11 protein-coding genes are annotated in these 14,668 nt (G+C 58.9%); 7 read left to right on the top strand and 4 right to left on the bottom strand.

Annotated elements, in window-relative coordinates; translation table 11 throughout:
• Positions 1-191: 191 nt before the first annotated feature.
• The gene (locus ABD827_RS17055; RefSeq protein WP_344965887.1) at positions 192-956 is read right to left on the bottom strand and encodes a molybdopterin-synthase adenylyltransferase MoeB; all 765 of its coding nucleotides are present in this window, start codon (positions 954-956) and stop codon (positions 192-194) included.
• Positions 953-2,194: a molybdopterin molybdotransferase MoeA gene (moeA, locus tag ABD827_RS17050; RefSeq protein WP_344965886.1), complete on the bottom strand. Its 1,242-nt coding sequence runs from the start codon at positions 2,192-2,194 to the stop codon at positions 953-955. Before moeA ends, ABD827_RS17055 begins: the two co-directional genes overlap by 4 nt.
• 169 nt (positions 2,195-2,363) lie before the next feature.
• Here moeA and folE point away from each other — a divergent pair, with 169 nt between their 5' ends.
• A complete protein-coding gene (folE, locus tag ABD827_RS17045; protein WP_344965885.1) occupies positions 2,364-3,020 on the top strand; it encodes a GTP cyclohydrolase I FolE in 657 nt (218 codons plus the stop codon).
• Between the two features lie 66 nt (positions 3,021-3,086).
• Here folE and ABD827_RS17040 read toward each other — a convergent pair whose 3' ends face one another.
• Positions 3,087-3,971 carry a LysR family transcriptional regulator gene (locus ABD827_RS17040; protein WP_344965884.1) on the bottom strand — a complete coding sequence of 295 codons (885 nt, stop codon included), beginning with the start codon at positions 3,969-3,971 and terminating at the stop codon, positions 3,087-3,089.
• Positions 3,972-4,194: 223 nt separating this feature from the next.
• Between ABD827_RS17040 and ABD827_RS17035 the strand changes: the two genes are divergently transcribed.
• From ABD827_RS17035 to speA, 5 genes are all read left to right on the top strand, one after another.
• Positions 4,195-4,758 (top strand): YceI family protein, encoded by a 564-nt coding sequence (locus tag ABD827_RS17035; RefSeq protein WP_298716332.1) that lies wholly within the window; start codon positions 4,195-4,197, stop codon positions 4,756-4,758.
• Positions 4,759-4,772: 14 nt separating this feature from the next.
• Positions 4,773-5,504 (top strand): hypothetical protein, encoded by a 732-nt coding sequence (locus tag ABD827_RS17030; protein WP_344965883.1) that lies wholly within the window; start codon positions 4,773-4,775, stop codon positions 5,502-5,504.
• 89 nt (positions 5,505-5,593) lie between these two features.
• Positions 5,594-5,866: an Rdx family protein gene (locus ABD827_RS17025; protein WP_298716337.1), complete on the top strand. Its 273-nt coding sequence runs from the start codon at positions 5,594-5,596 to the stop codon at positions 5,864-5,866.
• 156 nt (positions 5,867-6,022) lie between these two features.
• Positions 6,023-6,958, top strand: coding sequence for a patatin-like phospholipase family protein (locus ABD827_RS17020; protein ID WP_344965882.1), 936 nt, complete (start codon positions 6,023-6,025; stop codon positions 6,956-6,958).
• Between the two features lie 227 nt (positions 6,959-7,185).
• Entirely contained in the window at positions 7,186-9,090 is a 1,905-nt protein-coding gene (speA, locus tag ABD827_RS17015) for a biosynthetic arginine decarboxylase (RefSeq protein ID WP_344965881.1), read from the top strand.
• A 147-nt stretch (positions 9,091-9,237) separates the two neighbouring features.
• Here the strand turns inward: speA and ABD827_RS17010 are convergent, their stop codons facing one another.
• The gene (locus tag ABD827_RS17010) at positions 9,238-9,702 is read right to left on the bottom strand and encodes an Lrp/AsnC family transcriptional regulator (RefSeq protein WP_344965880.1); all 465 of its coding nucleotides are present in this window, start codon (positions 9,700-9,702) and stop codon (positions 9,238-9,240) included.
• Positions 9,703-10,531: 829 nt separating this feature from the next.
• Here ABD827_RS17010 and putA point away from each other — a divergent pair.
• Positions 10,532-14,143: a bifunctional proline dehydrogenase/L-glutamate gamma-semialdehyde dehydrogenase PutA gene (gene putA / locus ABD827_RS17005; RefSeq protein ID WP_344965878.1), complete on the top strand. Its 3,612-nt coding sequence runs from the start codon at positions 10,532-10,534 to the stop codon at positions 14,141-14,143.
• The last annotated feature ends 525 nt before the right edge of the window (positions 14,144-14,668 follow it).

Genomic DNA, 14,668 nt, shown 5'->3' with positions numbered 1-14,668 from the left:
GTGGGGTCTGCAGGCAACTCGGTGTTCCGGGAGAGGCAACAGAGACGGCCTCCCACGACCGTGAAATGCCATGGATGGCATTTCCGAGCCCTCAGGGATGAGTTTATGGCGTGTCGTGGGAGGCGGCTGTGTTGCCTCTGAGCTACGGCATTATTTACCCTCTGAAACGACGACTCAACAGCACATACCGCTTACGGTGACGAATTTCCCCCGCATATCGGGCAGTCGGGTGCTTTGGGCAGGGCCAGTTCCCGGGTGCCGAGGTTGAGGCCGTCGACCAGCAGCAGCTTGCCTTTGGGCGAACGGCCCATGTTGGCCAGCAGCTTGATGGCTTCCAGCGCCTGCAGGGAACCCATCACGCCCACCATGGGTGCCAACACGCCGGCCTCCACACAACTCAGGGTGCCGGTACCCATCAGCCGGCTCAAACAGCCGTAACAGGGTTCGTCGTCGGCATAGGTAAAGACGCTGAGCTGGCCTTCCATGCGAATTACCGCCGCCGACACCAGGGGGACTTTGGTGGCAAAGCACAGCCGGTTAACCCGTTGGCGGGTCTCCAGGTTGTCGGTGCCGTCCAGTACCAGCTGATGTTGGGGGATAAGCCGGGTGAGCAGGGCATCGTCGGCGTCGCAGGCGTGGGTAACCACCTCGAGATAGGGGTTGGCGGCGCGCAGGCTGTCGGCGGCGGAGTCCACCTTGAGCCGGCCGATATCACCGTCCTGATGCAGTACCTGGCGCTGCAGGTTGGACAGCTCGACCCGGTCGTGATCGACCAGAGTGATATGGCCTACTCCGGCTACCGCCAGATACTGGGCGGCGGCGCAGCCCAGACCACCGGCGCCGATGATCAGCACGGCGGCATTTTTCAATGCTTCCTGCCCCTCTATATCGAACTGGCGCAGCACTATCTGGCGGTTGTAGCGCAGCCATTCGTCGTCGTTGAGTGGCTGCATCACCAGTACAAGCCGTCAATCAGCTCCAGGGTGACCATGTCGCCCTCACTCACGTTGCCTCTGTCCTGCTCCAGATGCAGCAGGCAGTTGGCCTCGGCCATGGCGCTGAAGACCGCCGAGCTCTGGGCGCCGGCGGCCACGACGCCCAGGCTGCCGTCGGCCTGGGTGCTGACCGTGCCACGCTGAAAGTCCATGCGGCCGGGACTTTTCTTGAATGGCATCAGCGCCTTCGCCTGCAGCAAAGGCGTGGGCTTGAGAGTTTCACCGGCCAGGGTGGCCAGAGCCGGGCGTACCAGCAGGTGAAAGGTGACGGCGGCCGATACCGGATTGCCGGGCAGGCCGAAGAAGGGACAGTTGTTGATGTGGCCGAAGGCGAAAGGCTTGCCGGGCTTGATGGCCAGTTTCCAGAAACCGATGCGGCCCACTTCTTCCAGCACCTGCTTGGTATAGTCCGCATCGCCCACCGACACGCCACCGGAGGTGATCAGCGCATCGGCTTCGGTGGCGGCCTTGATAAAGGCCTGACGGATCAGCGCAGGATCGTCCTGGATAATGCCGTAGTCGATGACCCGAATGCCGAGCCGTTCGAGCATGGCGCCGACACCGATGCGATTGGAGTCATAAATATCGCCGGGGGCGAGCAGCTCGCCCGGGCTTTTCAGCTCGTCACCGGTCGACAGCAGTGCCACCGTCAGCTGACGTTGCACATAGATCTGCTCCAGCCCGAGCGACGACAGTACCGACAGCACCCGGGCGTTGATGCGGGTGCCGGCGGCAAAGACCCGTTCACCCTGGGCCAGATCCTCGGCGGGCAGACGTACATGCCGGCCCTCGGTCACCGGACCCCGGGGATAGATGATGTTGTGCTCCGAACGGCAATTTTCCTGCATCACCACGGCATCGGCGCCAAGTGGCAGGGCGGCACCGGTCATGATGCGTACGCATTCACCGGGCCCAATGCTGCCGTTGAATGGATGCCCGGCCAGACTGGTACCGATCAGGGTGAGGGCGGCCTCGTCGGTGACATCGGCGGCGCGCAGGGCGTAGCCGTCCATTGCCGAGTTGGCGAAAGAGGGCACGTCGAGGGGGGAGAGAATATCGTCGGCCAAAATCCGGTTCAGCGCCTGTTCCAGCGAAACGGGGGTGCTGTCGGTTATTGCCTCGAGACGAGAGAGCATCTCGTGTCTGGCGTCGAGATAGGGACGCAGTCCGGGTTGGCTGTCGCAATCATGAATGGCCATCTTGGGTTACCTGTTGTGGGGACGGTTGAGCTCATTATTCCAGTTTAAAATGTTTTTTGTCATCTTTCTCTGCAGGTTAGGAAATGAATCCATCATTCACACCAGACCATAAATGCACTACCATTCCAGCAGTTTTTTACCGCTTTTTATTTATTCAACGGAGCCTGTCATGACCGCTTTGAGCGACGCCGCCATTCGAGTTCGTTCTGCCCTCGAGGCCAGGGGACTGGAAACCCCGATGAAAAGTAATAACCTGACTCTGGATGAAAAACAGTCGCGCATTACCGGCTTGATGACCGAGATGATGGACGTGCTGGGCCTGGATCTCGAAGATGACAGCCTGGCCGAAACCCCGCAGCGCATCGCCAAGATGTATGTGCGTGAAATTTTCTCCGGTCTGGATTACAGCTACTTCCCCAAAATCACCCTGATCGAGAACAAGATGAAGGTGGATGAAATGGTGCAGGTGCGGGACATTACCCTGACCAGCACCTGCGAGCATCACTTCGTGACCATCGACGGTACGGCTACCGTGGCCTATATTCCGCGCAGCAAGGTGATTGGGCTGTCGAAGATCAACCGTATCGTGCAGTTTTTTGCCCGTCGCCCGCAGGTGCAGGAACGACTGACCCAGCAGGTGTTGGTAGCGTTGCAGGCGCTGCTGGAGTCGGATGACGTGGCGATCAGCATTACTGCCACCCATTATTGTGTGAAGGCCCGCGGCGTGATGGATGCCACCAGCGCCACCACCACCACTTCGCTCGGTGGTATTTTCAAGAGCCGTCCCGAAACCCGTCAGGAGTTTCTGATGGGTGTAAAACGTTGATCGTCACTCGTTGATTGTGGTTCGTTAACCATGGTTCATCAAGAACAAGGGCGCCGGGTGCGCCCTTTATTTTGCCTGTTTGAAGCAGTCTTCCATGTATTCCACAAAGCACTTTACCCGACTGGGCAGAAAATGCCGGTGCGGGTAGAGCAGGTTCAGGCTGACCGCCGGTAGTTCAAACTCTTCCAGCAGCGGCACCAGGGTTCCCTGCTGCAGATAATCTTCCACGATAAAGCGGGGCTGCATGATCACGCCCATGCCCTGACTGGCGGCCAGGGCCAGTGCCCGACCGGTATTGGCACGCATGGCGCCTTTGGGCCGCACCTGATAATGGTGCCCCTGTTGCCGATAGCTCCATTGCGGTTCGCTCAGGGTATAGAGCAGGCAGTTATGGTCGGCCAGCGCCGAAGGATGAGAGGGAGTGCCGTGCCGGTCCAGGTAGTCGGGCGCGGCACAGGTGAGCAGTGGTATCTGTGCCAGGGGGCGGGCAATCAGCGACGAGTCGGGCAGGGCGCCGATGCGCAGCGCCAGGTCGAAGTTTTCTTCTACCAGGGCCACCAGACGGTCGCTGTATTCCAGAATCAGCTGAATATCCGGGTAGCGGCGGTGAAACTCCGCCAGTAGCGGCGCCACCTTGAGGGTACCGAAGTCCATGGGCACAGAGATACGAATAGGGCCACTGGGTCGGCGACTGTGATCCGAGATCATGGCGTCGGCCTGCTCCAGCTCGGCCAGAATGGCATGACAGCGTGCGTAATAGAGCTGGCCGGCTTCGGTGACGCTGACCCGTCGAGTCGTGCGCATCAGCAGCCGGGCGTTGAGATGCTGCTCCAGCAGGCCCACCTGTTTCGATACCATGGCGACCGACAGCTCCAGCTGCTGCGCGGTTTTGGTAAAACTCTGCAGCTCTACCACCTTGCAAAAGGTCCGGATGGCGGATAATTGATCCACGTTTTATGCTTCCTTATACCAATTCCATGAACATTATTTATCATCTTCAATTTCTTTGTTCTCTTTGAAATACCGGCGTGCCAACAGACAACATTATTAACTAAAAGTTGATAATGTTTTAGTTAAGCTATAATTGTTCTCGTTTGCAAGGCATCCTACTATCTAGTCCAGACGCATCATATGGCGCCATCTGCGCCTGATTTAGGCAGAAACGGAGATTGTTATGAACATGAAAAAAGTAGCCCTGCTGGTTTCCTCCCTGGCACTGGCCGGGCCGGTGATGGCCGCCGATTACAAGGTGGATCCCGCTCATACCACGGCCGTTTTTGAAGTGAGTCACATGGGCTTCAGTACCCTGCTGGGGCGCTTCAACACCCTGGAAGGCGAGTACCAGTTCGACGCGGAAAACCCGGCTGCCGCCAAGGCCAGCTTTACCATAGAGGCCGACAGCGTCGATACCAACCATGAAGAACGGGACAAGCACCTGCGCAGCCCGGACTTCTTCGATGTGCGCCAGTATCCGACCCTGAATTTTTCCAGCACCGGTTATGAAGGTGACAAAGACAGCGGCAAGCTGAGTGGCGACCTGACCGTGCACGGCGTGAGCCAGCCGGTGACTTTTGACGTCGATTTTGTCGGCGAGGGTGAAGATCCCTGGGGCGGCTATCGTAACGGTTTCAATGCCGAAACCACCATCAAGCGCAGTGACTTCGGCATGAGTTATGGCCTGCCCGGCGTGGGTGACGACATTCATATCAAGCTGTTTGTCGAAGGCATTCGTCAGTAAATTAGGAGGTTAGCATGGGCGTGGATCTGCTGCTGCAGACACTGCTGCCGGCCTTGTTTGCGGGCGCCATCGGTTGGTGGCGCCCGCCTGCATTCTGGTGGCTGGCCGGGGTGGCGGTATGGATCACCATGGGCTGGGCATCCGGCTGGTATCTGTTACCGACCAAGGGCACCCAGTGGTTGCCGTTTGCCCTCTGGGCGGTGGCCTTGGCCGAGCTGCTACCGAGCCTGTGGCGTCGAATACTGACTCCCGTGCTGGTCAGTGGGGTGTTTCTGCTGGCATTATGGCCCTTGCTCGGTCGCTATCCAGAAGCGCTGTTCGGCCTGCTGGTGTTCTGGCTATGGCAGGGCTGGCGAGAGTGGCGCGGCGGTAGCGACCGGGTCGGGTTGGGCTTTGCCGCCGGCGGTGCCGCCTTTGCCATTACCGTGGCCATTGGCGGCAGCTTGCTGCTGGCCCAGCTCGCCGGGTCTCTGGCGGTGCTGGCCGGCATCTTGTGGTTGAGTGGCCTGAATCGTGCCGTGTCCGACCGTCAGTTTACCGGTGCCTATGTGTTGCTGCTGACCCTGTGCTGGCAGTTTATTCCCATGGATTGGTGGCTGGTGGCCCTGGCGTTGATACCGCCTCTGGTAGAGCAGGGGCTTCGCCATAAAGGGGCCGGGTGGTCGGCACTGGCGGCGGTGGTGTCGGCGTTGCTGGTGGGGGCGCTAAGCCTCTGGCTGGTGTGGCCGCAGGACTCGTTATACTGATAGTCATGTTATAAAAAGGGGTCGGCGTCATTTATCGACGCCGACCCCTTTTTCGTTCCGAGACTTTTTATTTTGAGAGAAGGAAAACCATGAAACCGAGAGTGGAAATTCGCTACTGTTCCCTGTGCCGCTGGCTGTTGCGCTCGGCCTGGCTGGCGCAGGAAATATTGTCGACCTTCAATGACGAGGTGGGCGAGGTGGCCCTGATCCCGGGTGAAAAAGGTCAGTTCCAGATCCTGGTCGACGGCACCCTTATCTGGTGTCGGGTGGCCGACGAGGGCTTTCCCGAAGCCAAAGAGGTTAAACAGCGGTTGCGGGATCATATCGCGCCGGACAGAGACCTGGGCCACAGTGACCGTTAACCCCGTAATCCGCCCCCGCGCGATGGATTGGCTATGATTTTAGTATCGGGTCGAATGCGGGACAGCAGCCTGTCACCCGCATCATAACGTGAATTCCAATCCGTCCCGATGACGGTGCCATGGCACCACGCATACGGTTTGATGAAGGGAATCACTATGACCAATCATGTTTCGGTCAGCCTTGACCATATCACCCCCTTGTATGCCGATGCCGGGGGACGCAACGGCAAGATGGCTCTGGTGTGTGAAGGGGGCGGGCAGCGGGGCATTTTTACCGCCGGGGTGCTGGATGTCTTTATGGAAGCCCGTTTCGACCCCTTCGATATTTTGATCGGCACCTCGGCCGGTGCACAGAACCTGTCCGCCTTTGTCTGTGATGCCCGGGGGTACGCCCGCACCTTGATTGAGGAATATACCACCCGTACCGATTTTTTCCGGCCGCTGCACTTTGCCCGTGGCGGTGACCTAGTGGATCTGGACTGGTTTTTCGACGTCCTGACCCATGGCCTGCCGCTGGATATTCACACCGGTCGCAAGCGGCTGAACGGGCGCGAGCTGCTGTTTTGCAGCACCCGTACCGGGGATTACCAACCCCATTATTTTCACCCTGGCGAGAGCGACTGGATGCTGGGGTTGAAGGCGTCCAGCGCCATTCCATTGTTTTACCGGGCCGGGGTGGAGTGGCAGGGCGAACGCTATGTGGACGGTGCCGTCGCCGACGCCATTCCGGTGCGCGAGGCCTATCGCCGCGGGGCGCGCACCATAGTGGTGATCCGCACCGTGCCCCAGCACAGCCGCTTCAGTCCACATTGGGCACGCAAGCTGGAAGGCTGGATAGGCCGGGAACGGCTGGGCGATCTGATGCAGATAGTGGAGGCGCATGAACGCTGCTTCAACGACTTTCACGACTTCATCCATTGCCCGCCGAAGGATGCGCAGATCATCGAGATTTTTCCACACCAGCCGTTGCAAAGCCGGGTGCTGGGATCGAGTCGGGCGCAGCTGGAACAGGACTATGAACTGGGGCGTCATTACGGTCTGCATTTTCTGCATACCCTGGGCTCGTTACTGGAGATACGGGCGGTGCAATAAAATGGCTGCAAGTGGTTTCATACGCTGGTCAGCGCCCGAGTCTGTGTGTAGACTCGGCTCCCGTTTTTCAGGACAAGCCATGCCCATGGCCGTTGCTATTAATGTTGCGGTGATGCTTGCTGAAGTCGCGGGCGCTCGATACCCTCCGAGCGTTGCAAAATTATCGTACCGGGCCTTACCCAGGCCCGGATCTTCTATGACCCTTACAATCAAAGGGGACAAAGAATATGGCTGAATGGTCCGCAAACGACGCGCTCAAAGTATATAACCTGCCTTACTGGGGCGCGGGCTTCTTTCATCTGGACGATCAGGGACGGGTGGTGGTTACCCCCGATAAAACCCGGCCCGAGGCAAAAGTGGTGGTGTCCGAGGTGGTCGAGCAGCTCAAGGCCGAAGGCTATGCCGCGCCGGTGCTGTTGCGTTTTCCCGATATTATCAAAAGCCGCATCGATGCCCTGTTCAATGCCTTTAGCGGCGCCATCGAAGATTACGGTTACGAAGGCGATTACCTGACCGTTTATCCGATCAAGGTCAACCAGCAGCGCGGTGTGCTGGACGCGGTCACCAAGGCCTACAAAGACAAGCCGCGCCTGGGGCTTGAGGCCGGTTCCAAGCCGGAGCTGCTGGCCGTGCTGGCGCACAGTCATGAAACCGAGTCGGTGATCGTCTGTAACGGTTACAAAGACAAGGAATATATTCGTTTGGCGCTGATGGGCACCAAGATGGGCCATCAGGTGTACATCGTCATCGAGAAGCTGTCCGAGCTGACCATGGTGATGGACGAGGCCAAACGCCTCAACGTGGCCCCTCGCCTCGGTGTGCGGGCCCGATTGGCCTCCCAGGGTGCCGGCAAGTGGCAGTCCAGCGGCGGTGAAAAGTCCAAGTTTGGTTTGAGCGCGGCTCATGTGCTCAATCTGGTCAAGCAGTTGCGCGATGCAGAGTGTCTGGACTGGCTGCAGCTGCTGCACTTTCATCTGGGCTCCCAGATTGCCAATATTCGTGATATTCAGAAAGGCGTGCGTGAATGCGGCCGTTTCTATGGCGAGCTGCGCCGCATGGGCGTACCGGTCGACATCGTCGATGTGGGCGGTGGTCTGGGCGTGGATTACGAAGGAACCCGCTCGCAGAGCTATTGCTCGGCCAACTATAACCTGCGCGAATACGCCAACAATGTGGTCTGGGGTATCGGGGATGTGTGTCGCGAATTCGAACTGCCTTATCCGCTGATCATCAGTGAGTCCGGCCGGGCCATTACCGCGCACCATGCCATGCTGATAGCCGATGTGATCAGCACAGAATCGGCCAAACCCCAGGCGGCGAAAGCGCCGGCCGACGACGCCGCCTTTCTGCTGCAGAACATCTGGGAAACCTGGGAAGACCTGTGCCAGGAAGATCCGCCATTGCTTGAAATCTACCACGATACCGTGGCCGAGCTGGCCGATGTGCACCAGCAGTACAACATGGGGCTGATGACCCTGGAAGACAGAGCCTGGGCCGAGGAAATGCACCTCAACATCTGTCTGGGCATCAAGTCACGGCTGGATACGGTTAACCGGGCGCACAGACCCATTATCGACGAGCTGAACGAGAAGCTGGCAGACAAGTGTTTCGTCAACTTCTCCCTGTTTCAGTCGCTGCCCGATGCCTGGGGTATCGATCAGATCTTCCCGGTATTGCCGCTGGATGGTCTGGACAGAGCGCCGACCCGTCGCGCCGTGATCCTGGATATCACCTGTGATTCGGACGGTGCCATCGATCAGTACGTGGATGGCCAGGGGGTGGAAACCACGCTGCCGATGCCGGAGTTTATTCCCGGTCAGCCCCAGTATCTGGGCTTTTTCCTGGTGGGCGCCTATCAGGAAATTCTGGGCGACATGCACAACCTGTTCGGTGATACCCACAGCGCGGAAGTGTCGGTAGACGAGCAGGGCAAGGTGGTGGTCAATAACGTGAAAGCCGGCAATACGGTAGCCGACATGCTGCGTTATGTGGACATAGATCCGTCGGTGATCAACGCCCGTTACGAGGTATTGGTGAATCAGCCGGATCTGGATGAAGAAACCCGCGCCATGCTGATGAAAGAGCTGACCGCCGGTCTGGAAGGGTACACTTATCTGGAAGAAGAGCTTTAAACTTTATAAGCCGTAAGCCGTAAGCCGTAAGCCGTAAGCCGTAAGCCGTAAGCCGTAAGCCGTAAGCCGTAAGCCGTAAGCGGTAAATGACCAGCGGGAAGTCGACATCGACTTCCCGCTTTTTTATGCCTGGGTGACCGGCCGTGCCTATAGGCCGAGATCCTTCACACTTTCCATGACCACGAAGGTACTGGTTTGCACCACATGCGGCAGGGTGGAGAGTTTTTCACCCAGCACCATACGGTAAGAAAGCATATCGTTGGTGCGTACCTTCAGCAGATAGTCGTAACCCCCGGCGATCATGTGGCATTGCTCGACTTCTCCGATCTTGCGGACGGCCTTGTTAAAGGCGGTCAACGCCTTGCTGCTGGTATCGTTGAGGGTGACCTGCACAAAGGCGATATGATTCCGCCCCAGCTTGCCATGATCGACCAGCGCCGTATAACCGGTGATATAGCCCTGTTCCTCGAGGCGGCGCATGCGCAGCTGGCAGGGGGTCTTCGACAGGCCGACGCGGGAAGCCAGCTCGGTAAGTGTCATCCGGGCATCTTCCTGGAGTTCCTTGATGATCTGCAGATCAGCTCTATCCAGATTTCCTGTTTTTTCCGTCATTTTTGGTTTTTATTCCCATTGGTTTGTTTAAATATATTCCAATATTCTACATACGTTTGTTTATTGGTGAAATGGGCTATTGGTTTCATGCCAATATGAATAAAGATTTGATCATTTTTAAACCCGAGCTCAGAGGCAACACAGCCACCTCCCACGACACGCCATAAACTCATCCCTGAGGGCTCAGGAAATGCCGTCCATGGCATTTCATGGTCGTGGCAGTCGATCTCTGTTGCCTCTTCTCGAGCACCGAGGTGCCTGTAAACGACGCCAACAGGCAACTCCTTGGCATCAGAGAGGATAAAGGGATCTGCTCCGCCGACCCTCCGCGCCAAGGATGGTGCGGCGGAGCCTCCAGGGAAGGATTCACGGCGTGTCGGCGGAGTGGGGCCTTTGTCCGATCTTTGCAGAGCAACCAAATAGAGCAGTTATTTAATCCCTTTGATTCCAGAGCGATGGCCGTGTGTTTTAACCGTCGCAGTGATGCCGAATGTTGCGCGGATCACCGATCGAGGGCGCTGATCGGTTCCTGTGCGATGACAGCTTTCCGGGCTAGCGGTTCAGCTAGCCTGATAACGCCCGAGAGCAGGCGTCTTCATACTCGAAATCCGGTACTTCTCCGGAGACTGTCGTGCCTTGCCGGGACCGGCTTTGGATGGCGAGGTTAGTCTATTTTCCTGTCATTTATATTTTTATGGTGAAAAGTTAAAAATTAATATTAATAAATAGTCATAAAGTAATGCTTATGGATTTCATATAGGAAATGTGACTCTCTGTTTGTGGGTAGAATGGCGGCAACAAGACTGCATACACCAAGGGAGTAGGTCGGATGAAAGAACAAGCACAATCGATGGCGTCCAGCCGGGAACAGATGCGTAGCCACTATCTGGCCGATGAGGCCACCGTCGTCAAGGCGTTGGCGGCCAGTGCACAGGTATCCCCCGATGAGCGTGCCAGCATCTCCGCACGGGCGATCGCGCTGGTTAAGGATGTGCGTGCCAACGCCACGCCAACCATCATGGAAAAGTTTCTTGCCCAGTATGGCCTGACCACCAAGGAAGGCGTGGCCCTGATGTGTATGGCCGAGGCCCTGCTGCGGGTGCCGGACAAGAGCACCATCGACGAGCTTATCGAAGACAAGATTTCATCCGGCAACTGGGCCGAGCACCGTGGCCGCTCCGGCTCCTCGCTGATCAACAGCTCCACCTGGGCACTGCTGGTGACCGGCAAGCTGCTCTCTCCGGTCGACCGCAAGGGGTTGGCGAGCACCCTGCGCGGCATGGTCAAGCGCCTCGGCGAGCCCGTGGTGCGCACGGCCGTGGCTCAGGCCATGAAGGAAATGGGGCGCCAGTTCGTTCTGGGCCGCAATATCGAAGAAGCACTCAAGCGTGCGAAAAATTATGAAGCGCGGGGCTATACCTATTCCTACGACATGTTGGGAGAGGCTGCTCGTACCGACGGGGATGCGCTGCGCTATCACCGCGCCTATTCCGATGCCATCAAGTCCCTGGCACCGCACTGTGGTCACCAGGAAATTCGCAAGAACCCGGGTATTTCGGTCAAGCTGTCCGCACTGCACGCTCGCTACGAATTTGGCCAGAAAGATCGGGTCATGAACGAGCTGGTGCCCCGGGCGCTGGAACTGGCCAGACAGGCCAAAGCCGCCAATATGGGCTTCAATATCGATGCGGAAGAAGCCGATCGCCTGGACTTGTCTCTGGATGTGATCGAAGCGGTGCTGTCCGATCCCTCGCTGGCGGGCTGGGACGGCTTTGGTGTCGTGGTGCAGGCCTTCGGCAAGCGGGCGGCGCATGTGCTCGACTGGCTGTATGCGCTGTCCGAAAAGCTGGACCGACGCATCATGGTACGCCTGGTCAAAGGTGCCTACTGGGATGCGGAGATCAAGCGCGCCCAGGTGATGGGCCTGACCGACTTCCCGGTCTTCACCCGCAAGGTCAACAGCGATTTGTCCTACATTTCCTGCGCCAGAAAACTGCTGGCCATGACCGATCGCATCTATCCCCAGTTCGCGACCCACAATGCCCACTCGGTATCCGCCATTCTGGAACTGGCTCAGGGACGTGACTGCTTCGAATTCCAGCGTCTGCACGGCATGGGCGAATCGCTGCATGATGCGGTGCTCACCAAACAGGGAACCCGCTGTCGTATCTATGCGCCCGTGGGGGCCCACCAGGATCTGCTGGCCTATCTGGTACGCCGTTTGCTGGAAAACGGTGCCAACAGCTCTTTCGTCAACCAGATTGTCGATACCCGCATACAGCCCGAAGACATCGCCCGCGACCCCTTCGATACCGTCGCGGCCATGGGGGATGCGGTGTCGAGTAAAATCATTGCCCGCCCGGCGGATCTGTATGGTGCCGAGCGCCTCAATGCCAAGGGCTGGGACATCACCGACCCGGTGGAAGTGGCCGAGATCGAAGAGGGCCGTGGCCGCTTCAAGCGCCATCAGTGGACCGGCGGCCCCGTGCTGGCCTGCGCGGTGCAGGGTGGCGAGGTGCAGGAAGTGCGCAACCCGGCCAGGCCGTCCGATCTGGTGGGTCATGTGGCCCAGGCTTCGAAGGACGATATCGAAGGCGCCATTCGCGAAGCACAGGCGGGCTTCCAGACCTGGTCCGCCCTGTCGGTAGAAGAGCGAGCCAGCCGCATTCGCCGTGTGGCCGACTTGTTTGAAGAGCATGTCCACGAGCTGTTCGCCCTGGCGACCCGGGAAGCGGGCAAGAGCCTGCTCGATGGCGTAGCCGAAATTCGCGAAGCCGTCGACTTTGCCCGTTACTATCCGAATGAAGCGGTACGTAATCAGGAGTTCGGTGCCGGGCGCGGTGTGATTGCCTGTATTTCGCCCTGGAACTTCCCGCTGGCAATCTTTGCCGGTCAGGTACTGGCGGGGCTGGCGGCAGGTAATGCCGTTATCGCCAAGCCGGCCGGCCAGACCGCGCTGATCGCCACTCGGGCCGTCGAGTTGATGCATGAAGCCGGTATTCCCAAGGGCGCCATTCAGCTGCTGCCCGGCGGCGGCAGCACCGTCGGTGCGGCGCTGACCTCGGATCCGCGTATTGCCGGTGTCTGCTTTACCGGCTCTACCGCCACGGCCCAGCACATCAACAAGGTGATGGCCGAGTCAATGGCGCCGGATGCGCCCCTGGTGGCGGAAACCGGCGGCCTGAATGCCATGATCGTGGACTCCACCGCCCTGCCGGAGCAGGTGATACGCGATGTACTGGCTTCTTCGTTCCAGAGTGCCGGTCAGCGTTGCTCCGCCCTGCGCATGCTCTATGTGCAGAAGGACATTGCCGATCACCTGCTGGAGATGCTGTTCGGCGCCATGGACGAGCTGAGCGTGGGTGATCCCTGGTTGCTGTCTACCGATGTGGGTCCGGTGATCGACGACAACGCCAAGCAGGGTATCGAAGCCCATTGCAAGAAATTCGCCGCCCTGGGGCGGGTGCTCAAGCAACTGCCGGTACCGGCCGAGGGGCGCTTTGTGGCACCGACGGTGATTCGGCTGGAAGGCATTCATGAGCTGGAAGAAGAAATCTTCGGGCCGGTACTGCACGTGGCCACCTTCGAGGCGGACGAAATCGAGCAGGTGGTCGATCAGATCAACGCCCAGGGCTTCGGCCTGACCTTCGGCCTGCATACTCGGGTCGACAAGCGGGTTGAGCGCATCGTCAACCGGGTCAAGGTGGGTAACATCTACGTCAACCGCAATCAGATCGGCGCCATCGTCGGCTCTCAGCCCTTTGGTGGCGAGGGGCTGTCGGGCACGGGTCCGAAAGCGGGTGGCCCCCAGTATGTGCGCCGCTTCATGAAAACCGGCGCGGTAGCGACGGTGGACGCCGCCGGGGCAGAAACGGTGACTGCGGATCAGCTGCAGCGGGCGATCACCCGACTGGACGTGAAGGCCTGGTCTGTGGCCCGGGATCGGGCGGCGCGGCTGCAGCCGGTTTTTGGTGCCGTGCCCGCGGCCCTCGATGCCGCCCCGGAAGAAATGCCGGGACCGACCGGGGAGCTGAACCGGCTGTCTTGCCGTCCTCGTGGTGTTGTGCTCTGTCTGGGGCCGGATCTGGCCTCGGCCATGAAGCAGGCCGGCGTCGCCCTGTCGCAGGGCAATGGCGTGGTCGTGGTGGCGCCGGGCGCACCAGCGGCACTGGCCGGCCTGGCCGGTATTCCCGTGCTGGGGCTGGATGGGCTGTTGCAGCCTGCCGCGCTGGAAACCGTTGGTGGATTTGAAGCACTGGTCAGCGCGGCTGCCGAGCCGACGCTGCGGCAATATCGTGTTGCTCTGGCGAAACGTGACGGTGCCCTGTTGCCGCTGCTGACCGGTCAGGATGCGCCCGAGCGCTTCGTGATCGAGCGCCACCTCTGTGTCGACACCACGGCAGCCGGCGGCAACGCCAGCCTGATAGCGGCATCCGAGTAAGCGTTATCGCGTATCTGGCGATCACTCCCCGACTGCTATGTCGGGGGTGATATGACATGCAAACAGCTCGTTTGAAGGGGCTGGTATTAGCATCTGATACCAACCCCAGTAATGATCTGGTCATGTTGAGGCCCCAGACCAGAGGCAACAGAGCCACCTCCCACGACACGCCATGAACCCATCCATGGGGGCTCGGAAATACCGTCCTTGGCATTTCACGGTCGAGGGAGTCGTTCTCTGTTTCCTCTTTTGGAATACCGAGTTGCCCGCAGACAGGCCAACAGGCGACTTTGTAGCATCAGGGAGGACAAAGGGATCTGCTCTACCGACCATCACATGACAGGGACGTCATGTGCTGAGCGTCACATGGATGTGCTTGAAGCGGGTCGGTGGAGGAGACCCTTTTTCCGACATTGATACAGAAATTAAATAGACCACTTGTTTAATGTGAACGGCTATGTATGAGTTAACTGTGTCTGTGCCAATAAGATGCTGTTTTCATTCGGGTTAGTGTGAGTTTCAAAG

The sequence above is a fragment of the Oceanisphaera sediminis genome, from assembly GCF_039539745.1.
GTDB lineage: Bacteria > Pseudomonadota > Gammaproteobacteria > Enterobacterales > Aeromonadaceae > Oceanimonas > Oceanimonas sediminis.
The sequence above is the reverse complement of the archived record's forward strand: the minus strand, read 5'-3'. Positions and strand labels throughout refer to the sequence as shown.